This window comes from Haloarcula salinisoli (assembly GCF_019599405.1).
GTDB lineage: Archaea > Halobacteriota > Halobacteria > Halobacteriales > Haloarculaceae > Haloarcula > Haloarcula salinisoli.
In genome coordinates this window covers 153,613-174,570 of sequence record NZ_RKLQ01000005.1, presented here as the reverse complement: position 1 = coordinate 174,570, position 20,958 = coordinate 153,613, and the positions used below count along the sequence as shown (strand labels likewise).

Sequence of the window (20,958 nt, the reverse complement as noted above, 5' to 3'; positions counted from 1 at the left end):
GCTCGTGGTGGTGGGTGGCACCAGAATACGTCCTGACGCGGACGGCTACGGTGGGGTGGTCGCGGTGAAACTCCGTGCAGTCGTGCTGTCGGTCCTGATGGTCTTCTCGATTGCCACCGTCGGAGTGTCGCCCGCGGCGGCCCAGGCGGCCGGCAACGCGAGCATCTCGCCGTCGGCCGTCGATTTCGGGCAACAGAGCGTCGGAAACACGGCAAGCCAGGACGTGACGGTCACGAACGACGGCGGGAGCGAAATCGAGGTGACCGGCGTCGAGGTGGCCGGGGCCGACGGGGACGACTACACCGTCACCTCGGGTGCCAGCGGCGCCACGCTCGCGGCGGGCGATAGCCTGACCGCGACCGTCGAGTACTCGCCGGGCGATACGGCCGACGACAGCGCGACGCTGACCGTATCCTACGGCGACGGCACCACCTCGGACGTGTCGCTGTCGGGGACGGGCACCCCGGCGACGCTCTCGGGGACGGTTACCGACTTCGGGGCGGGCGTCGAGAACGCCACCGTCGTCGTCAACGGCACCGACACGGCGACGACCACCGACGCCGACGGGACGTACGCGGTGACGGTCACGGAATCCTCGGTGGACCTGACCGTCTATCACGAGTTCGTCGGCGGGACGAACGCCACGGTGACGCCGACGGTGAGCGTCTCGGGCGACACGACCCGGGACATCGCATTCGACCGGCCGACGCCCGCGGACCTGCCCGGTGACGGGTCGGCCGACGACCCCTACGAGATTTCGACCGTGCGGGAGCTACAGGCGATGAACGACAGCCTGGACGCGAACTACACGCTCACCGCGGACATCGACGCCTCGCGGACCGCCCAGTGGCGAGCGGTCCTCACGAGGAGTCGGAACGACATTTTGTATCGCGGGTTCGTTCCGGTCGGTAAATACTTCCGTGAGTCCGAGCCAGTGCGCTTCAACGGTACGTTCGACGGGGACGGACACACGATATCGAACCTGTCCACCGACTACGGGCTGTTCGCCGCTATCGGTGAACCGGGTGTCGTCCGGAACGTTCACGTTACGGATGCGAACGTCACACCACCTGCGGATCAGACACTGCCAGGCGACCTTCGCACGAACGCGGGTATCATCGCACGGGAAAATCATGGCACTATCGCTGCCAGCAACGTCGAGGGACGGGTCGTACCGAACGAAGGGACATTCGAAGTGGGCGGTTATGAATTGGTCTTCAGAGATGTCGGCGGCGTAGCAGGTCTCAATTCCCGGTCCGGTGTCATACAGAACGTTTCAGCGAACGCCACTGTAACCCTCAGGTCTACTCCCGAGCGATTAACCATTATCGGTGCTGGCGGTCTGGTCGACGACAACAGGGGTGTAATTCGAAATGTAACGGTCGACGCTGACGTGACATCCCCCTTCCTAGCCGGTGGATTGGCTTCCAGGAACGACGGTGTGATTCGAGAGGCAACGGTCGACGGTGAGGTGACGAACCTCGGATACAGCTTTGGAGAGTTCGACGGACTGGTCGGTGGGGTCGTTGGCGAGCACCGCGGAGACGGCGTAATTACCGACGTGGCGTCGGGAGCCGATATAAATCGCAATTCCACAGATACCGTAGGAGGGGGCGTCGTCGCAAACCTCGAAGGCACCTCGAGGATAAACGACACGTACGTGACTGGGACTGTCAGCGGGGCAGCAGGTGACGACGGACAAACTCCTGTCGGGCCGGTCGTGGGTGGAGTAACCGTCTTTTACTCTGGCAGCGACGGGTGGAACGGAGTGGTTCGAGACACCTACTGGAACGAGGAGACGGCCGGGCAGGCCGCCGCGAACGTCGACGGGACGACGAACCTGACGACCGGCGAGATGACGGGGCCGAACGCGACGGTGACGATGGCGGGACTGGAGTTTTACGACGACTGGCTGGCAAACGAGACGGGGTATCCACGTCTCGTCGCCCAGGTGCCCGACGAAGACGGGACTGCGAGCGCACCGTTCGAGGTGTCGAACCCGTACGACCTCTCCGCCGTCGGGCGCAACCGCAGCGCCGCCTACCGGCTCACCGACGACATCGACGCGAGCAGCCGGCCGCTGAACACCGGCGACGGCTTCGACCCGCTCGGGAACGACACCGTCGCGTTCACCGGCTCGTTTGACGGGGCGGACCACACCGTCTCGAACCTGACCCTCGACCGGCCGGGGAACGACTCAGTCGGGTTCTTCGGTGTCCTCGACGGCGGGGCGGTCCATAATCTGACGCTCGCCGACGCGACGGTCACCGGCGCGGACGGGACCGGCGGCCTCGTCGGCCGTGCCATCGGTGGCGACGTTACGAACGTAACCCTCGACAGCGTGGTCGTGACTGGTGGCAATCGGACCGGCGGCGTCGTCGGCAACATGACCGGCGGCACCGTCGGGAACATCTCGGTCACCGATACGACGGTCACCGGGGCGAACCGGACCGGCGGCACCGTCGGCAGCTACGATACGACCATCAGATACTTCGGTCAGCCCCTGACCAATATCTCAGTCGACAACGCGACAGTCACCGGCACGAACCGGACCGGTGGCGTCGTGGGCTTCCTCAACGGGGAACAGCTGCAGAACACTAGCGCTAGCGGCGTGATCGTTACGGGCTCGCGCTCGATCGGGGGCGCCGTCGGGAGTAACAGACAATATGTGACCCGTGTGAACGTCAATGGCACCGTCGATGGTGACAGTGCGGTCGGCGGCGTCGCGGGAGCAAACGATGGCGTGGTTATCGACGTGACGACCAACGCTTCAGTCGACGGCGACACTGCGGTCGGCGGCGTCGTGGGAGAAAACATCCAGCAACTCGCTGTTGCTTCCGTCACGGCGACGGTGACTGGCAACGAGTCCGTCGGTGGCGCGGTCGGTCGGAACACCGACTACGTGGCGAACGTGACCGCCGACGGCTCCGTCGAGGGTGACAGCGCCGTGGCCGGCCTCGTCGGTGAAAACACTGGCACCGTCAAACAGGCCTACACGGTGGCGAGCGTCATCGGGGACAGCGACGCCGGCGGCGCAGTCGGGACCAATAGCGGGACGGTGACCGGGGTCTACTGGGACACAGTCGTCACCGGGCAGGACGACTCGGCCGGCGGCAGGGGGCTGACGACCGCGGAGATGACCGACGTTGCCGCCGTGTCGAATATGACCGCATTCGACTTCGAGACGGGGTGGGCACTGACCGAGAGCTACCCGGTGCTTGCCGAGCGGTACGACGGCGAGTTGCCGATACCATTCAGGACCACCATCACAGACACCAACGCACCGGTCCTGACCGGCGAGACGCTGACCGTCGATGTCCGCGTCGAGAATCTCGGGGAGTTCACCGCCACCGACCGCCTGGAACTGCTCGGCATTGATGCGGCACAGGTCGACAATACGGACGTGACGCTGCTGGGCGGCGGCGAGACGGACATCACGTTGACCTGGACCCCAGAGACGGCACAGTCCGGCGACGTGACCCTGGTAAGTCCCGGGACGAACGAGACGGCGCCCGTGACCGTCGGGCAGTCGGGCGCGAACTTCAATGCGATCATCACAGACGCCAACGACACGGTGACCGCCGGTGAGACGGTGCAGGTGGACTACGAGGTCACCAACGACGGGGCGAGCGGCGCGGAACAGACGATTGGGTTCACCGTCGACGGCGAGCAGGTCGGCTCCGAGACGGTGACGCTGTTGGACGGCGAATCCACGACGGGGACGTTCACGTACACTGCGTCCGCGTCGGACGCTCCCACTGTGACGGTCGGGGTCACGACCGACGACGACATCGCGACGCGTGACGTGTCGGTGAACCGCGTTCCGACGGCGACGGCCGATAGCTACACGACCGTGGAGAACGGGACGCTCGCCGTCGGCGCGAGCGAGGGGGTCCTCGCGAACGACACGGACCCCGACGGCGACGCGTTGACTGTGACGACGACGCCGGTCGCCGGGCCGTCGAACGGGAGCCTCGCGCTGGAGTCCGACGGGAGCTTCCAGTACACGCCGGATGAGGGCTTCGTCGGCACCGACTCGTTCACCTACGAAGTCAGCGACGGAACGGACACGGACACAGCGACGGTGACGCTGTCGGTCGCCGAGGAGCCGGCCTTCGCCGTGGACATTACGGACGTGAACGTGACGGTGACTGCCGGCGATACCATCGCCGTCCGAGCGAACGTCTCAAACGGTGGTGCAGTCGCTGCCACGCAACCGGTGACACTCGGTACCAACGGCACCGAGGTAGCGTCCCGGTCGGTGTCAGTGCCGGCCGGCGACGAAACGACGACGACGTTCACCTACGCGACAACCGCCGACGACCCGCCGGCGGTGACCGTCACCGTCGCCAGCCCGACAGCGAGCGACGAGGCAACGGTTGCCGTCGAGCAGCCATCGAGTGGCTCCGGTCCCGCGGGGATGTTCGGCTCCGGGACGGCCGAGGACCCCTACGTGGTCACGAACGCCACGCAGCTCCAGGCGATGAATGTGGACCTCGACGCGAGCTACACGCTCGGGAACGATATCGACGCGAGCGCGACCGAGACGTGGAATGACGGGGCCGGGTTCGACCCAGTCGGTGACGACACCACGCCGTTTACCGGGTCGTTCGACGGCGAAGATCGGGCGATAGCCGGGCTGACGGTTACGAGAGCCACACAGAACGACACCGGCCTCTTCGGGGTTGTGGGCGACGGCGCCACCGTGGGGAACGTCACGCTGACCGACGCCGACGTCACCGGCCAGAACCAGGTCGGTATAGCCGTCGGGAACAATAGCGGCGGACGGGTACGGTCGGTGGGTGTCACCGGGACCGTGACCGGCGAGAACGACGTCGGCGGCCTCGTCGGCCGGAACGCCGGCACTGTCGCACGCTCGAGCGCCTCAGCGACAGTCGGGAGTTCGGGCGGGAGCGTCGGTGGGCTCGTCGGCGGCAACGTCGGCGGCACCGTGACGGAGTCGTACGCGACCGGTGACGTCGGCAGCCCGGACGCGTCCTCGGTCGGTGGACTCGTGGGCCTGTCCAGCGCGGGGACGGTCAACGAGTCCTACGCCACCGGCAACGCGACCGGCGACGCCTACGTGGGCGGCCTCGTGGGCGACGTGCGGACGGTCGAAACCAGTGGCAGCGTCGTCGAACGGTCGTACGCCGCGGGTGTCGTGACCGGGAACACGAACGTCGGAGGCATCGTCGGCGGGATGGCCGGCACGTTCAGCGGGGCCACCGCCGACCTCCGCGAATCGTACTTCGACGAGCGAGCGACGGACCAGTCCGCCGCAGTCGGATTCTCGTCGTTCGAGACGGTCGTCGAGGACAACGAGGGCTTCGAGACCGGTGACGGCCAGGGACGCGCCGACGAGATGACCGGGCCGGACGCGCCCGGTAACCTGACCGCATTCGAATTCGGGACCACGTGGGCGACCCGAGAGGAGGGCTACCCGGTACTGTCGTGGCAGCCAGCGGCTAACGCGGCACCGGCAGCCGCCGATGATAGCTACACAGTAGCCGGCGACGAGACACTCGCCGTAGAGTCCGGTGGCCTCCTGACGAACGACGATGACCCGGACGGCGACGCGTTGACCGTGACGACGACACCGGTCGCTGGGCCGTCCAACGGGCGCGTCGCACTGGATGCCGACGGGAGCTTCGAGTATACACCCGACGATGGGTTCACCGGTGAGGACTCGTTCACCTACCAGGTCAGCGACGGCAGCGGTGGGACCGACACCGCCACGGTGACGATTACCGTGACCGAAGCGGCCCGACCGGCAAATCTCACCGTCACGATTACCGGAACGAATGCGCCCGTGACCGAAGGGGAGAAGCTCTCGGTGACGGCGTCCGTGACCAACGTCGGTGAGCTCGCCGACAGCCAGCCGGTCACGCTCGAAGCGTTCAACGGAGACGAAGTCGATACCCGGTCGCTGACCCTCGCAGCTGGCAATGAGACGAACGTTACGCTGGCGTGGGAAACTAGCGAGGGTGACGCCGACTCGGGCACAATTACCGTTCGAACGGCTAACGACACCGCGACGCGCTCGGTCTCCGTCGAGGAAGCCGATGACGACGACGGGACCTCGGGCAGCGGCGGTGGCGGTGGCGGCGGTGGCGCAGAGCCGAATGACCCGCCGAACGCGACCGACGACGCGTACACGGCCGTCGAGAACACGACGCTGACCGTTGCTGCCGACGGCGGAGTGCTCGACGACGACACCGACCCCGACGGCGACGCGCTCTCGGTGACTGTCGAGAGCGGTCCCACCAACGGCACACTGGCACTCGCCGAGAACGGATCGTTCGAGTACACGCCCGAGCCAGGCTTCGCTGGGACCGATTCGTTCAGCTACGAGGTCCGCGACAGCGAGGGAGGCGACGACACCGCGACGGTGACCATCATGATGCTGTCGGAGACAGTCGAGTGGAGTACATCGCCAGCATTCGACGACGAGACGATTCGTCTGGCGGTCGGTGAGGAACGCAGACTCAACGTCAGTGAGGCACGACTATCGGACGAGGAGATCGCCAGCTACGAGTGGTCGATCGACGGTCGAGAACGGTCGGGCGAGACGACGACGCTGGCGTTCGAGGAAGCCGGCGAATACACCGTCGAACTCAGCGTGACGAACGCTGCCGGACAGACGGCCACCGTAACGACGACAGTCGTCGTCGAGAACGAAACCGATGCCGGGCCGACCGGCGGTGACACTCCCTCGCAGACGCCTACGACGGACCCAACCACGACGACCAGTGGCGATGGGGCAGGCTTCGGTATCGTACTCGCGCTGGTGGCACTGCTGGGAGCCGCTCTCCTCGCGGCCCGAAAGCGATCCTAACTGGAACTAAATCCAGTTTCCAGGGACTGATTCGGTGATTTCGGATCGAGTGTGGTACGCTTCTGCAATACGCTGGATGGCGGTGACAACATCGCCTGGCACCGGGTCATCCAGTTGGTCATACAGAAGGAGACCGTGGTCGCCACCGACCACGAAGAAATCGTCATCATTCGTAAATATGACCCAGTCGTGACGTTCAGCGTAGGCGACGATGTCTTTATCCGCGGCGTCATGTTGAAGAACGCTATCGACTGTCGTGACAGTAATGTTGTCAGCGTTGTCGAACGCTTCAATATATTTCGTGGGTACGTTCTGATCGCAAAGAATCCGCATTTATTCGGCTTGGCTCTGCTGTGTGACCGAACGCTTCCGTGCTTCTTTCTGGGCACGAAGCGTGTCCATCAACTCCGGATGCTCATCGTAGTACTCAGTCGCAGCACGGACTTGTGCATCATCAAGCCCCAGCTGGTCGGCGACCTCAGAGATGCTCCACTGACGCTGTCGGACTAGTTCTCCAACTTGGAGGACGCCAACCCGTGTTCCCTCGAGACGGGGCTTTCCGTGGAGAGTATCTGGCGTTTTCACAATCTGGACCGTTGAACTCATGTTAGTGTCATCTACCGCCTGGGGCATCAAGAGTGTTCGGACCAGTGTATCTCCATCAAGAGTTTCCGAAGCAGAACTGGTCGTGATTATCGCCAAATGTTCGACCAAGCCGTTCAACGATCAGTGCATCCTCTGTACCCAACAACCATTTCCGCTCAGTTCTGGAGGGTTTCAGCAGATCATCAGAATCGAAACTACTGCTAAAACACTCCAAAGAGGCTCAAAGCAGTGTTAAGCAGCGGGATCATAATGACAATTCCTGCGACGCCAGCCGAGCGTCGAATATCCAGATTTCGAGCATCCCGGATGGCGTACGTGAAAAGATACCCGAGCCAAACGTAGGCGATGACGCCGGTGAGGAGATTAAATAGGAACAACGGAGACGGAGGCTGCATCTGAGTCATCGCTATCGGCGGAGCGTCTCCGGTAAGCGTGAGGACCCAGATAGTGAGTGCCAGGATCGTGTGCCGCAACAAGAGCGGAAGCGATGCCCATCCGATGTTTGCCGCAGTCCGGGCGATCGAGCCAGTCCCACCGACGATCGCGGTCAGGAGATACACGGCAACTGTCAATACGGTCCAGAGAGCAGCACCGCCGATTAAACCGGCAATGAGAAACACGAACACAAGTCCTTCGGGCGTGAACTCGGACGGAAATTGGTCTGCGTACGGCACCCCACTCGCAACGGCGACGACATTTGTCAAGATTAAGATGATCGCGGCACCGGCCAGTGACGGAGACCGTTGAGCGGAAAACTCATCCGAAGAGAAAAACTCATCGGGAGCGAATAGCGGTGTGGAGGGCATTGGTTATCGCGTATTTCGACTCGAGAATAAGTTTACTGATCAGAGACAGAATCGCTGAGAGGGCGAAACTAGACGTCTTCGGCCTTCGAAAGGATGACTGAGGCGTGCGCATCCGCAGTGAGCAACATATTCGCTCACCAGACGCTGAAACGAAGAGGGATTTCCAGTACCGGCTTGTTTGAAGAGGTGGTCGTGCTTCTCCCAGCATGCCTAACCGAGCTGTCTAGCGGTCAGTAAAGGCTAAGAACCGCTCAATACAGAGGTCAATTCGGTACTGCTCTACCTTTTCGTTGGAGTAGTACCAACAGCGTCTGTCAAAATCGGCGTTCGTGGATTGCGATACGTGACGCGGTAACTCTCCGGTCCCTCGACCGTTACCTGTGACAAGGCGGCGCCACGGTCGGAGACTACTCAGGCGGTCGGGGTCCGAAACGCTCGACCAGCGCGTAACCGCCCACAGCGCTCACCGCCGTGACGATGGCGACACACGCCGAGAGAATCATCGCGATGACGAAGGCAATGATGGCACCGTAGAGAGCGATAGCCAGAGACTGAAACGCGATGGCGACCCAGGCGACAGACGCCCCGAGCAAGACCGTTACGACAGGCCCGACAACGACCGCAGTGACGATCGTCACGTCCGTCGCTCGGCTGACGTGTCCACCCCGGCGGACGAGTGACAGCGCTACCGCTGTTGTCACGAACGGAACGAGGACCAGAACCCCCACGTGATAGAGAATCGACTGCGCAAAAAAGTACTCGAAGACGTAGTTGGTAATCTCAAAGGCATCACGACCGCCGGACTTCATGACGTACTCGCTGGTTGCCAGGGGGACAAGAAAGTACGCGACAGCTCCGGTCAGTCCCGTCAGGACTCCACTAAGAATAGCCAGAGACCACGGGTCTAGCTTGCGAAACGGTCCCCCTGTCGTCCGCTGGGGAGCCTCGGTCATGTCCCCGTGGCCGCCCGCTCGTGAGTGGTCCTCGATCGGTGCGGGTCCAGTTCGCGACCCATGCTGCCCCATCGATACCCGGAAGGAGGTGGGGCCTGCCCCTCCGAATAGAACGGGGAATGTGTGCTCTCGGTGGGTGCTGGTTCACAATTATCGTAGGTACACATCAGAAATAAACGTACTCCTATTTGAACGATTGTAAAACGAACCCATAGCTACAACAACATTGTTGAGTTCATTGAGAGGGCCCTCAGTGGTCCATATGCATGTACACTGAGCACCTAGTTCGTCCCACCCGTTCTGAAATCAACTCTGTGAAAACCGTTCTTCGGCCCCGTCCCTGCGAATGCGATTTCCGCTCATACCTCTCAGGCTAAGCAGAGGTAGCAGCCTCTCCAGGACAATGGTCGTGATTATCGCCGTAATCATGAACTGTGAGGCCAAAAGACGGGCTAGCTATTTGTCACGGGCTTTCAAAGTCTGTCATATGCTTCAGCACCTTCGAGCGGCCATCTCTGGGCCTCAGCGAGAAGTCTTATATGAGTGCCGTCGGTGCGGGTGCATGGCCGACACCAATCGGGAACGGTGTCCGGAGTGTCACTCAACAGAAATTGCCAGCTATCACCTCTAATTCACACCAGATGCGGCGTACCGACCAGCCATCTCTACCACAATGGATCCAGAACGCCTACGAGTCACTTGAGACAGCGTACGCATCGGACACGGACGAACTCTCCAGGGAGGCGGTTACCGAGATCCTCCTCACCGAAGCCGAGCAGATCGAGACTGATGCGGACGCGACCTACGTTCTTAACCGGCTCCTCGAACGAGGCTGGCTCTACGAGGTTAATGGCCAACTTCGGAAAACAGACTGACTAACTGTTGTCTGCTGTGGCTGTGGTATCGATAAGGCACCGAGAGTCCTCATTAACCAACACAGAGTATGGATATCGGGAAGTGTTGGTTAATATTGTAAGTCGCTTTAACCACCAGTTCCACCACCGGGAGACGGGGGGTATGAGAGTGTAACTACTGACGGGATGGTATCCATTTAGGTCCAAGTCAACTGACCTCCACGGGGGGTGGAAGAGTGTAAAAACAGCGAATTCAGCGATTAGAGTCCGTCTTGCACTCAAGATCTGAACCTAGAGTTCTTGTGGACTTGGTGGGAGTGATTTCGCGTTATTATAACGCTTTCGTTATATACTAGTATAGTAATAGATAGAACGAATTGCTGAAGAGCAGTATATCGATAGGAGAAACTCTCTAACAACTAATTGAGTATATTGACTAGACCACCAGAAATCTTCATTGTTTGGCGCTTTATAACTGAAGTATCATCTCTACTATTGCAGTCCTCTCCCCCACCTGTTCCTGTGACCATTTACACTCTCATACCCCCCGTCCCCGTGGAGTTACACTCTCAGCCACCCCATGTCACTCTCATCACTCTACCGGGGGGTTTTATCAAATATGGCATCTATACCCCAGGTAAGATGACACAGGGATTCGGGGATAGGGACACGATATACGAAGATATTGACGTTCTTGAGGCTGATGTCGGGAAATACAAACCAACCGATCTTCCTGAGCGGGAGGAAGAGCTTGACAAGATCCACATGGCGCTCCGGCCTGTAACTATGGATGGCTCTCCCCGCGATATTCTCGTTTATGGTCCGACTGGTCAAGGAAAAACTGCGGGTGTCCAACTAAAATCTGAACAACTTCAAGAGTGGGCTAATCAAGAAGGGGTGCAACTGGAAGTCATTCATCTCCCCTGCAAGGGAGCTGACCGTTCGTACCACGTCCTAACCAGACTCGTCAAAGAACTTCGCGAAGTACGCAAGGGTCAGGGAGTTGACGAACCCAGTGGATACCAGCGGAAACGGCTATTCGAGATGGTTCTCGACGAACTCGAGACTATTGGCGGGACTGTCATCATCATTCTCGATGAGATTGATGCGATTGGTGAAGATGACTATATTCTCTACGAACTCTCTCGAGCTAACCCCGATGACGTCAAAATCGGAATAATCGGTATTACCAATGACCTACAGTTCAGGAATAATCTCGACGCTGATGTCCGTTCATCCCTCGGTCAGCGCGAAATCACGTTCAATCCCTACAACGCTAATCATCTTCAAAATATCCTTGCTCGCCGTACTGCACAGGCACTCCGCGATACTCACTTTGAGGACGGGGATGAGGATTTCACCCATCTGAAAAGCGATGTGCTTGAGGACGGCACAATTCCTCTGACGGCATCACTCGCCGCACAAGAAACAGGCGACGCTAGACAGGCCATCGAATTGCTGTCCTACGCCTGTGATCTCGCCGATGACGAAGGTGTCGGAATGGTTGGCGAACGCCATGTTCGTGCTGCGAAAGAGGAGATCGAGAGAGAAGCCCTTATTGATACGATTGGTGCTGAAACTACGCAGCGTAAAATCGCACTACTCACCGTTGTTTCTGCCGAACTGAATGGTGCGACGGGTGAAACGACGGCACTCCATCAACTGTACTCCGATCTCTGTGAGTACATTGATGCCAATGAGCTCAAACAGCACACATTTAGAGAAAAGCTGAACGATCTCGTCCATTCAAATGTCTTGTCGAAAGACCGCCATGGTCGCGGCCGGGGACAAGGAATGTCGAACATGTATACACTCGCTGGAGATGTCAACCCCGATTCGGTGTTAGATGCCTTGGAAGATGATTCGCGTGTTGGGCATATTGTGGAAGTGATTGGCTCCTGATTTCAGGACCCTAAACTAGTTTGATTGATTCCCCTCGGTTTGCTTCTGGCATAGACTTTCTGCGCTCCTTCGTGGTGCGGAGCAATCATGAACGACTCACGACCAGACTACGAACGGTTTGAGCGCCGTCAACTCGCACAGGACCGAGATAATCACCGAGTACAGACAGTCGACGTCGACGAGTCCAGGGCACGCCGGATTGTGCAGGAACTCAGGGCAGCTGGTATCGTCAAAGCAGTGCCCGAGGACCAGTGCCTCGTACACTGGCCTTCCGGTGAAAAATTCGATTCCGACACCGCTCTGGCGTATTTTCACCAAGGCTGGGAAGCAGCCAATGACGAAGGATAATCAACAGTGAATCACTCGTCTGGATTGGCTGGACCGATGTACTTCGATTTGATTTTGTCCCCATCACGCCACTGCCAGTAGCGATAGCGATTGTCGTTGATTTCCTTGACCGTGACCGACGCCCCAGTTGGTACCTCATCGGGTCTGTCATCCGGTGCCTCGTCTGATGACTCGTCCTCACCTTCGAGTCGTTTCTCCCGTTCTCGATACTCAGCCAGCGACTCGGCATACTTGGCGAGTTCTTGAAGTTGGTCCACTGATAGGGCCGAACACTCATCGACAATGCCCGATGGGAGAGTCGCTGGTTGTGTGGGTTCCTCTGGCATAGATGTTAACCAACATTCGGTGCCGGAATCTTCACTCTGTTGGTTAAGATACTTTTCTGTCCCCCTTGGCGGGTGCGGGGGCGTGCCCGAGAGTGCGTCCCGACACAGACTCATGTCGACGATGAACTCCGAGACTCCCGACCAGGAGCACAGTACGACGACCACCCACTCGTTCGACGATTCAGACACACGGGCCGATGAGATGCGCGAGCAGCTGGAGGCGTGGGTCGAAGACCTCGCCAAGCTAACCGACGAGGCCCAGGCCAGCAAGCAGTTCCAGCAATGGCTGGACGTCCAGAGCAAGTTCCACGACTACTCGGCCCGGAACACGCTGCTGATCAAACTACAGTGTCCCGAGGCGACGAAGGTCGCTGGGTACAACACCTGGAAAGACGAGTTCGACCGGCAGGTCCAGGCGGGTGAGGAGGCCATCTGGATCTGGGCGCCTATCATCACCGACAAATGCCCGGAGTGTGGGAACTCTCCCTCGTACCACGAGCGCACTGACTGTGAGTTCGACGAGACGGAGCCCGAGGAGTGGTCGCGAGGCTTGGTCGGATTCCGGCCAACGTCGGTGTTCGACATCTCCCAGACTGAGGGCGAGCCCCTTCCCGAGCTGGAGACCGAGGCATACGGGCAGACGGATGGACTGGTCGAAGCGCTGCTCGAGGTGACTGACGTCATCGGCGTCGACGCGAGAATCGTTCCACCGGGGGAGTGGACTCACGGATCAGCCAGCGGGGTGTGCGAGCGACGGAGCCCCACGACGACCAAGCCAGTCGTGGAGGTAGTTGACCGTGAAAATCGGGCTGACCTCGCGAGCACGCTCATCCACGAATTTGCCCACGCGCTGTTGCATTTCGACTGTGACGACGAAAAAGAGCGGTCACGTCGAGAGGTCGAAGCCGAGGCGGTTGCCTACATCGTCAGTCGGCACTTCGGGCTGGACGCGGACAACGCGGCGTTCTATCTCGCAGCGTGGGACGGGGATGCACCGGAGACAGTACGGGACCGACTAGACCGGATTTCCAAGACAGCAGCGGAAGTCATCGACGCCGTCGAATAGGTACGCCCGACAGACTCACTCCGCCTGTAGCGTCGCCGAGGACGCCCGCCAGATTGCGCCGTCATTGGTACTTCTGTTCTGGAGATATCGCATAGCCTCTACGGTCTCCTGTTGGGCGAGCGCCGTAACCGCAGCCGCCCGGACCGAATCGGCCTCTCCACGGACATCGTAGTCGTGGTCAGCCTCGATGATTTCAATCAGATGGTTCACCGCCACTTCCTTGTCGGCGTTGCCGATGGCAGCCACGGCACTCTTGCGGTCGGATAAGTCGAGCCCAGACGACAAGACCAGTTCTTGCAGTGTCGACACAGCTGGCACCTCCCCTCGGCGGGTAAGTGCAAGTGCCGCATCGAGCCGAACAGCCGGGTCCGAGTCGTCGAGCAAGGACTGACACACCTCTTGGTATTCGTCCTCGGAGAGGTACGCTCCGAGTGCAGACAGCAGGTCCTGCCGAAGGGCGGTTATTTCATTAGCAGCCAGATCCGCACGGAACGTTTCGATTGCACGTTCACGGTCGATTTCGTGGAGATGGCCGAGGAGCCGTCCGGGTTCCTCCTCATATCTGATTGCAGTGTTGTAGCCCTCGTGTTCGATCCGGAGTCGGTGGTAAAACGATGGGTCGCGGTACTTCTCCCTGATCGCCTCGAAGACGATGTCGGAATCTGCCGGCGAGTCCCGCAGTGCGGCGGCGAGGCTGCCGACTGATTGCGGCCGAGTCGTCACCTCGAGATACTCACACAGCAGGTCAACGACGCGTTCGTCACCCCTGTCGAGCAGGCGACCAATAGATAGCCAATCCACCCGCTCTGTTAGCGCCGCCACAGCAGCATCGTCGGCTGCCACCGGGTCCATCGACGCGATTTCGTTCAGTAGTCGACGGCGCCGTTTCCTCGAGTACTGGCCAAGACGCTCGAAGGCCACAAGACAGGCTTGGAGCCGATCTTCGCCGTCGTCCAGATCATCCAGCAATCTAAGGCCAGTCTGATGCTCTTGTACCAGCGACAGCACGACCTGGCGGTAGTCAGCGGGTCGCTCGGTCCGTAGATACCCGATCACTTTTTCACCAGCCTCGGTCTCCAGGGGCGAGAGATGCCGTCCGTTCGGGTAGGATCCAGTCTCTGGATCGAGCAACCATAGCAGAAAGTCGCCGACCTCCGACAGGCCGAGTGACTCATGCTGCTCGACCAGCCCCTCAATCAGCGGACTGGCAACGGTCCAAGGGAGTCCAACTGAGGCTACCAACTCTTGGAGGTAGTCCAGCCGGCCAGCCGCCAGTGCCGGCTCGACCAGCGCCCGGGGGTAGTACTTACCGTCATATGAGCCCGCAGCCTCGACAGCCGCTTCTAAATCCGCATCAGCCCGTAGCTCTCCTAGTGACTCGTAGAGCTGCCGGGTCCGGAACCTGGGCCCCCATCGAGTCTGGGGTGTCTCCGACAGTTCCTGGAGAGCCCTATCGAGGGCATCGATACGCGTCTGTATCTCTAAGCAGGTCGGTTGGTCCCATGCGAGTTGTTTGGCAGCGGCGTACGTGGTTCGGATGTTAGTATCGGCTTCAATGGCGGCAACAAGCGCTTGGTAGGCTAGTTCAGTGCCGATTTCCGCAAGTGCTCTCGCGATTTTCGACTGACCGTGCTTGACCGCCAACAAATCTTCCGACAGAAGCACTGATTGGAGGACTGGGACGGAGCGCTCGTCGCCAGCTTCACCGAGGGCCTCCGCTGCGTTGCGACGGCGCCACGCATCGGCCGAACCGTCCGCTACTCGCGCCGCCATCCCTGAAAGATCGGCGCCGTCACCCTGGATGAGTGCGTCGAGTGCCTCGTCGCTGCCAATTGCACTCAGGGCGGATACAATTCGGTGCCAGGTGGACAACCGACGGCGCCGTTCCTCCTGCTCAGAGTCGAGCAGCGACACCAGTACCGGGACTGAGCGTGTATCACCAAGTGTCCCGAGGCCCTTGATTGCGGCGAGCCGGTCGCGGTTCCTTGCGGACGTATCGCCCGCGACGGCCTCAAACACCGGCCGCACAGCCTCATGGTCGAACGAGAGCAACGTATCAGCAACACGGCTGAACGAAACGCTGGAGTAGCCGAGCTCTTCCTCCCGATTGGTTGGAAACCCGAAGGCGTCACACACCGCCCGAAGATCTGCGGCAGTCCCACTGGTTGCCAGTTCTTTCGCCGCCCGAATCCGTACACCAGTGCTTCGCCATTGCTCGTCGAGGACGGTCCTGAGAACGGTTCTATCTCCTTCGTCGCTGCCATCGAGAGTCGAGACGAGCGACTTCTGGACCCCACTCGAACGGATGGTCACCCCGTCGGTAAGCAGCCGTCTGGCCAGTTCCCCCGCACGATCGGGCCAGTGAGCGACGAGCGCATCGACAGCAGCCTCCTGGAGTTCCCCGTCGCCATCGGTATCGGTCGCTATTCGCTCAAGTACCTGTAGTATCTGTTCGTCAACGATTGCGCTCTCGGCTCCAGAGAGAGCGCGGGCTATGGCTCTCTTGCGTTCGTCCAGCTGCCGGGACTCGGACAGTACTGTCAGCGCCGTCCGGCGGGCCAGATCAGGGTCACACGTCGCCAGTAGCTTGAACGCGACAATCCAGAACTGCCTGCGCTTGGACTCGTTCTCAGGAGTTGACTCACCGTCGGTCAGAGCCTCAATTAGTGTCTCCGGCAGCCGCTCGTCGTAGACGCTTTCCTCGAGGTCTGAAAGTGCTTCTACGGCCATCATCCGCGTCCAGTACTCAGCAGATTCGTCGGCGGCCACGCCCAGTGCTACGGCATAGATGGCATCCGGCTCGCCAATCGTACTGACCGCACTCATCGCTGCCCGGCGGATTCTCCCCTCATAACCCCCGTCTCCAGCCGCAATTTGGGCGACCAGCGGGAACGCTTCGACCCGGTTGTCCTCACGCACGGCCTTGAGAATCCGCCGGCGTTCGGCGTCGGTGTCGGCCGTCTCAAACACCGCTGGCGGTTGTTGATCGTCCCAGACCTCCCGACTGACTCGCATATTTGCACCGATACTGGCCGAGTACAGAAAGGTTCTCCCAGTATGTGTGCGTATAACACGGGCCCGATACTACCGGCGATAAGTCCACATTCCGCTATTCGTAGTTTTTCAGCCTACATATCGTCGACGAACGCACTCGACCATCAATCGAGAATCTGAGGCCGTCGGAGCCGGTCACGTAGCGACAGGTCATAGTGGTCTGCAGCGAGTCCGTACGCGATTCCGACCAGAGGCACTACAAACGGTATCCAGAGGCGGAGGTTGGTGACCGTCATGCTCGGCGGGGCAAACGGCGCGATGGCGACATAAAACAGAGCCACATGGCCGAGAGCGACAACAGTCGAGAGTGGCCACCTGGACCCGGTGGCCAGCCCGGCGAATGGCAGGCCAAGGAAGAATAGCGAGAACATCCAGTCTGGGGCGATGGAGGCGATGACTAACGCACCGATATATGTCCCGGCCAGGGCTGTGCCACCGCCGAAAGCGACGACTGCTCGTTTGAGTCCAGAGACCGTCTCATTGGGTTCCGATTCTGGATCAGTTTCCACGGTCACTGCAGAGGCATCTGTTTCCTGCTGGTCTGTGGAATTAGTGCCTGGTGCCGCTGGCTGATCGAGGCCGTCTGTGGAGCCTCTCTCTGGTCCAGACGTATTCGACGACTGGGCTGTCCCTTGGCCTGCCTCGTTCGATTGTTGGAATTCGAATTTGCAGTCCTCACACAGCGTGATGAGGTTCCAAAGCTCGAAGCTTCCACCGTGGTCAATTGGTTGCTCAGGAATCGTACAGAGGTTGTCTGGGTTGCGGGTATTGCAGTTCTGGCACGTCCAGTCGTCGCGTTTAACGACCAGTTGCTGACGGGCATCCCAATCTGGCGGCCAGTAGCCGTCGAAGTTGTGTGGATCGGTAAAGCGAGGGTCAACGCCGGGCTTGGCCATCCTCTTACTTGCTGATTGTCACGTAACCCAATTTAAACTACGGGGTGGTTTTGTGGCGCGCTAGCCAGCTGAGCGCGCCGATGGGCGCGCTTGGTGTTCCATGTCTTCAGAGGCGATCTACTCCTGGTCAGCAACGGCCATCGACGACGCACAGCGAGCCGAGTGGATCGGTTTCCTCCATCGTGAGCCGTTCGTCGTCGACGCGTATCGGCTCGGATTCACTGTCGGTGTTCGCGAGGACTACTCCTACCAGTCGTCGCTGCGGAACGTCGACGTCCCAATTGAGATGCTGGACAACGACTTTCGGAATCCCGACTTGGACCGGTACATCGAGCGATTTGAGCGGTATGCACCCTCGATTGGAATCCTCGGCGATGCCTACGATGTCGAGGAAGCACGCGAGTACAACCGCGCCGCGCGGGAACTCAAGTCGAAGTTCCCCGACACGGAGCTCATCATCGTCCCGAAGTGCCGGGAGGCAATCGACGCCGTCGACAAGGATATTGTACTGGGTTACCCGATGGGGTATTCGGACAAGACAGCTGGGGAGTACACCAACATCGTCGATTGGCGGGGTCGTCGGGTGCATCTGCTTGGTGCGAGTCCCCCGAAGCAGTACGAGGTGATCGATGAGCTCACTCAACCGCGTGTGACCGGCGAGGAACCGGCGGACATCGTCGGAGTGGACTGGAACGGGATTCATCTCGCGGCGCTCAAAGGCCAGTACTTCTCGCCACACGGCTATCGAGAGGCTGATGAGTTCTCGATTCGGGAGACGGTCCGGGAGAGTCTTCGGGAGATCAAGCGGTATTGGCAGTCGGTCGGGGTGTGGCCGTCGAGGGAGAAAGACCGGAATCCGCTAACAGCGGAACCGATGGACCGGGTGTTCGCCGCCGACGGGCACCATGCGGGTGGTCGAGACCTGGAGGATGCTATCGTCGTTGAGTACGAGAACGGCCAGACGCTGGCCTATCGCGATGAATACGAACGGGACCGAATCGAGTACCGCGAGGGACTGACACCGATTGGTGAGCGGCGGCCGTGAGACTTGTATTAACCAACACGAGGCAAAAATCGGCAATTGTTGGTTAACAGTTAGATTTTGTGCCACCCAGTCGGGTGAGGATTCTTCAAATGAGTACCGACCAACAGCAGTCGACGGACGAGCAGGAGCCGGATAGCGACATAGACGACATTGGCACCGAGCATTGCCGGGCCCAGGAGTCCGGTGAGGTGTTCGAGGGAGAGCACCCGGATAGCCAGTGAGAATGCCCGGTGAGCGAACCCGTGGCCGTTTCGTGCTCATTGGATGTGGGGCAGCGATAGCTTCGGAAACAGTGGAGGCCCGCGAACTGTATACGTCGTCATACTTTGCGGTCAAACGCCAGTACGTCGAGGCTGCTGTCCGATGGGCCGGGACGGCCGATCGGTGGCCGAACACATGGGGAATCCTCTCGGCGGAACACGCGGTCCTCATGCCGCGGCTGTAGGTCGACCCCTACCACACAACAATCGACGACCTTCGAGACGTGCCGATCAATGACAAGCCAGCGTACGAACTCCATTCGGGTGACCCAGTCGAGACGGAATTGGACCGGTGGGCGATGGGGGTCCACTCGGCGCTCGGCAGCTGGCTTCGTCGTCTCTACGCCGCCGACCAGGACGAGTCGCCTTGTCGGGAACTGGTCGTCCTCGCCGGGAGTGACTACGTCGACGCGCTTCGCGAGCGGGATATCTTCAGCGGCAGGCCGACAGCGGTTCGGACTGGTCGAGGGACGTACCGGGAACTCCCGCCGAAAGCAACCGTCAGGTTCCCGTTTCATGAACGCGAGAATCTGACACTTCGCGACAGCGGCAGGGCGCTTCTTGAAAAACCAGTTACCAATTGAGTTTATATATCAGCACTTTATGGTACAAATATGTCAAATCGGACTCGTCGGGAGTGGCTTCGTGTGGTGGGGGCTGCTGGTGTGGGTGTGATTGCTGGCTGTAGCTCATCTGAAGGGCCGGAAGGACCCGTTGGCGAACAATGGGCCTTCGAGACGGACGCTGAAGTGCGTTCGTCACCGGCAGTGGTGGATGGCACTGTCTATGTTGGGAGTTGGGACGACAGTGTGTACGCGTTGTCGGCCCAAGACGGTACCGAACAATGGGCCTTCGAGACGGATGATGCAGTAGCTTCGTCCCCGGCAGTGGGTGATGGTACTGTCTACGTCGGGAGCCTCGACTCCAATGTGTACGCGTTGTCGGCCGAGGATGGCACCGAACAATGGGCCTTCGAGACGGGTGATCAAGTGCGGTCGTCACCGACAGTGGTCGATGGCACTGTCTATGTTGGGAGCTTTGACAACAATGTATACGCGTTGTCGGCCGAGGATGGCACCGAACAGTGGTCCTTCGAGACTGGTGGATTAGTGTCATCGTTTCCGGCAGTGGTCGATGGCACCATCTACATTGGGAGCGACGACCACTATTTGTATGCGTTGTCGGCCGAGGATGGCACCGAGCAATGGTCCTTCGAGACGGGTGAATGGGTGTTTTCGTCACCGGCAGTGGTGGATGGCACCGTCTATGTTGGGAGCGACGACCACTATGTGTATGCGTTGTCGGCCGAGGATGGCACCGAGCAATGGTCCTTCGAGACAGGTAGAGTAGTACGTTCGTCACCGGCAGTGGTGGATGGCACCGTCTACATTGGGAGCGACGACAGCTATGTGTACGCGTTGGTGGCCGAGGATGGCACCGAGCAATGGTCCTACCAGACGGGTGACTGGGTAGCTTCGTCACCGGCGGTGGTTGATGGCACTGTCTATGTTGGGAGCAACGATACCAGTGTGTACGCGTTGTCGGCCGAGGGTGGCACCGACCAATGGTCTTACGGGACGGGCGGTCAAGTGGGTTCGTCACCAGCAGTGGTGGATGGCACCGTCTATGTTGGGAGCTTTGACAACAATGTGTACGCGTTGTCGGAACAGTAGCATGGCCGTCGGGGTAGCACCGCAGGTCCAAACGCTACAGCAATGAACCCGTTTTTGACACGCTCACTGGTGTGTGGCCCGTCCCCTCGTGAGTGAGTGTTTGTCACACAAGCTGGAACAGATATTCCAGTTTTCACTAGAAATCAGGTGTGTGGATCTTCACACTCGGGCATTTGCCCGGGACAGAATTTTCCCCCTGTTTGGAAGTAAGTCTATTTCTTTATACCAGATCTGCCTATGGATGAGTGATGAGTGGGGACTATCGGACTGGGTTGACGCGCGGGAATTCAAGAGTGGCAACAGGCTCTAGTGTTGGTTAACACTCCGGATTTTG

At 60.0% G+C, this 20,958-nt stretch carries 17 protein-coding genes; 10 read left to right on the top strand and 7 right to left on the bottom strand.

Going from position 1 to position 20,958, the window contains the following annotated elements; genetic code table 11:
- The first annotated feature begins 10 nt into the window (after positions 1-10).
- Positions 11-6,835 (top strand): Ig-like domain-containing protein, encoded by a 6,825-nt coding sequence (locus EGD98_RS19170; RefSeq protein ID WP_220589960.1) that lies wholly within the window; start codon positions 11-13, stop codon positions 6,833-6,835.
- A gap of 6 nt (positions 6,836-6,841) precedes the next feature.
- Here the strand turns inward: EGD98_RS19170 and EGD98_RS21355 are convergent, their stop codons facing one another.
- The 4 genes from EGD98_RS21355 to EGD98_RS19150 all read right to left on the bottom strand — a co-directional run bounded on the left by EGD98_RS21355 (position 6,842) and on the right by EGD98_RS19150 (position 9,056).
- Positions 6,842-7,168: a DUF5615 family PIN-like protein gene (locus tag EGD98_RS21355; protein WP_220589959.1), complete on the bottom strand. Its 327-nt coding sequence runs from the start codon at positions 7,166-7,168 to the stop codon at positions 6,842-6,844.
- Positions 7,169-7,441 carry a DUF433 domain-containing protein gene (locus EGD98_RS21350; protein WP_220589958.1) on the bottom strand — a complete coding sequence of 91 codons (273 nt, stop codon included), beginning with the start codon at positions 7,439-7,441 and terminating at the stop codon, positions 7,169-7,171.
- A 200-nt stretch (positions 7,442-7,641) separates the two neighbouring features.
- Positions 7,642-8,247: a YIP1 family protein gene (locus EGD98_RS19155; protein ID WP_220589957.1), complete on the bottom strand. Its 606-nt coding sequence runs from the start codon at positions 8,245-8,247 to the stop codon at positions 7,642-7,644.
- 407 nt (positions 8,248-8,654) lie between these two features.
- Positions 8,655-9,056: a hypothetical protein gene (locus EGD98_RS19150; RefSeq protein WP_220589956.1), complete on the bottom strand. Its 402-nt coding sequence runs from the start codon at positions 9,054-9,056 to the stop codon at positions 8,655-8,657.
- Positions 9,057-9,841: 785 nt separating this feature from the next.
- Between EGD98_RS19150 and EGD98_RS19145 the strand changes: the two genes are divergently transcribed.
- The 3 genes from EGD98_RS19145 (at position 9,842) to EGD98_RS21405 (ending at position 12,304) form a co-directional block, all read left to right on the top strand.
- Positions 9,842-10,075 (top strand): hypothetical protein, encoded by a 234-nt coding sequence (locus EGD98_RS19145; RefSeq protein WP_220589955.1) that lies wholly within the window; start codon positions 9,842-9,844, stop codon positions 10,073-10,075.
- Between the two features lie 621 nt (positions 10,076-10,696).
- Positions 10,697-11,956, top strand: coding sequence for a Cdc6/Cdc18 family protein (locus EGD98_RS19140; protein WP_220589954.1), 1,260 nt, complete (start codon positions 10,697-10,699; stop codon positions 11,954-11,956).
- Between the two features lie 87 nt (positions 11,957-12,043).
- Positions 12,044-12,304, top strand: coding sequence for a DUF8069 family protein (locus tag EGD98_RS21405; RefSeq protein WP_236039648.1), 261 nt, complete (start codon positions 12,044-12,046; stop codon positions 12,302-12,304).
- Between the two features lie 11 nt (positions 12,305-12,315).
- Here EGD98_RS21405 and EGD98_RS19135 read toward each other — a convergent pair whose 3' ends face one another.
- On the bottom strand, positions 12,316-12,630 hold the full coding sequence (locus EGD98_RS19135) for a DUF6788 family protein (RefSeq protein ID WP_220589953.1): 315 nt from the start codon (positions 12,628-12,630) through the stop codon (positions 12,316-12,318).
- Positions 12,631-12,742: 112 nt separating this feature from the next.
- Here EGD98_RS19135 and EGD98_RS19130 point away from each other — a divergent pair, with 112 nt between their 5' ends.
- Positions 12,743-13,696 carry an ArdC-like ssDNA-binding domain-containing protein gene (locus EGD98_RS19130; RefSeq protein WP_220589952.1) on the top strand — a complete coding sequence of 318 codons (954 nt, stop codon included), beginning with the start codon at positions 12,743-12,745 and terminating at the stop codon, positions 13,694-13,696.
- A gap of 15 nt (positions 13,697-13,711) precedes the next feature.
- On the opposite strand, the gene EGD98_RS19125 is transcribed toward EGD98_RS19130, so the two are convergent.
- Together EGD98_RS19125 and EGD98_RS19120 are read right to left on the bottom strand one after the other, a co-directional pair.
- Complete coding sequence (locus tag EGD98_RS19125) at positions 13,712-16,711, bottom strand: HEAT repeat domain-containing protein (RefSeq protein ID WP_220589951.1); 3,000 nt, start codon at positions 16,709-16,711, stop codon at positions 13,712-13,714.
- A gap of 143 nt (positions 16,712-16,854) precedes the next feature.
- Positions 16,855-17,646 (bottom strand): HNH endonuclease, encoded by a 792-nt coding sequence (locus EGD98_RS19120; protein ID WP_220589950.1) that lies wholly within the window; start codon positions 17,644-17,646, stop codon positions 16,855-16,857.
- Between the two features lie 100 nt (positions 17,647-17,746).
- On the opposite strand from EGD98_RS19120, the gene EGD98_RS19115 reads away from it, so the two are divergent.
- From EGD98_RS19115 to EGD98_RS19105, 5 genes are all read left to right on the top strand, one after another.
- Complete coding sequence (locus tag EGD98_RS19115; RefSeq protein WP_220589949.1) at positions 17,747-18,691, top strand: DUF6610 family protein; 945 nt, start codon at positions 17,747-17,749, stop codon at positions 18,689-18,691.
- An 89-nt stretch (positions 18,692-18,780) separates the two neighbouring features.
- Positions 18,781-18,912, top strand: coding sequence for a hypothetical protein (locus EGD98_RS21110; RefSeq protein ID WP_268899218.1), 132 nt, complete (start codon positions 18,781-18,783; stop codon positions 18,910-18,912).
- Between the two features lie 2 nt (positions 18,913-18,914).
- Complete coding sequence (locus EGD98_RS21220) at positions 18,915-19,136, top strand: DUF6884 domain-containing protein (protein WP_328763353.1); 222 nt, start codon at positions 18,915-18,917, stop codon at positions 19,134-19,136.
- Between the two features lie 39 nt (positions 19,137-19,175).
- Complete coding sequence (locus EGD98_RS20905; RefSeq protein WP_236039644.1) at positions 19,176-19,535, top strand: hypothetical protein; 360 nt, start codon at positions 19,176-19,178, stop codon at positions 19,533-19,535.
- Positions 19,536-19,565: 30 nt separating this feature from the next.
- Positions 19,566-20,624, top strand: a complete 1,059-nt coding sequence (locus EGD98_RS19105) for an outer membrane protein assembly factor BamB family protein (protein ID WP_220589948.1) — start codon at positions 19,566-19,568, stop codon at positions 20,622-20,624.
- The last annotated feature ends 334 nt before the right edge of the window (positions 20,625-20,958 follow it).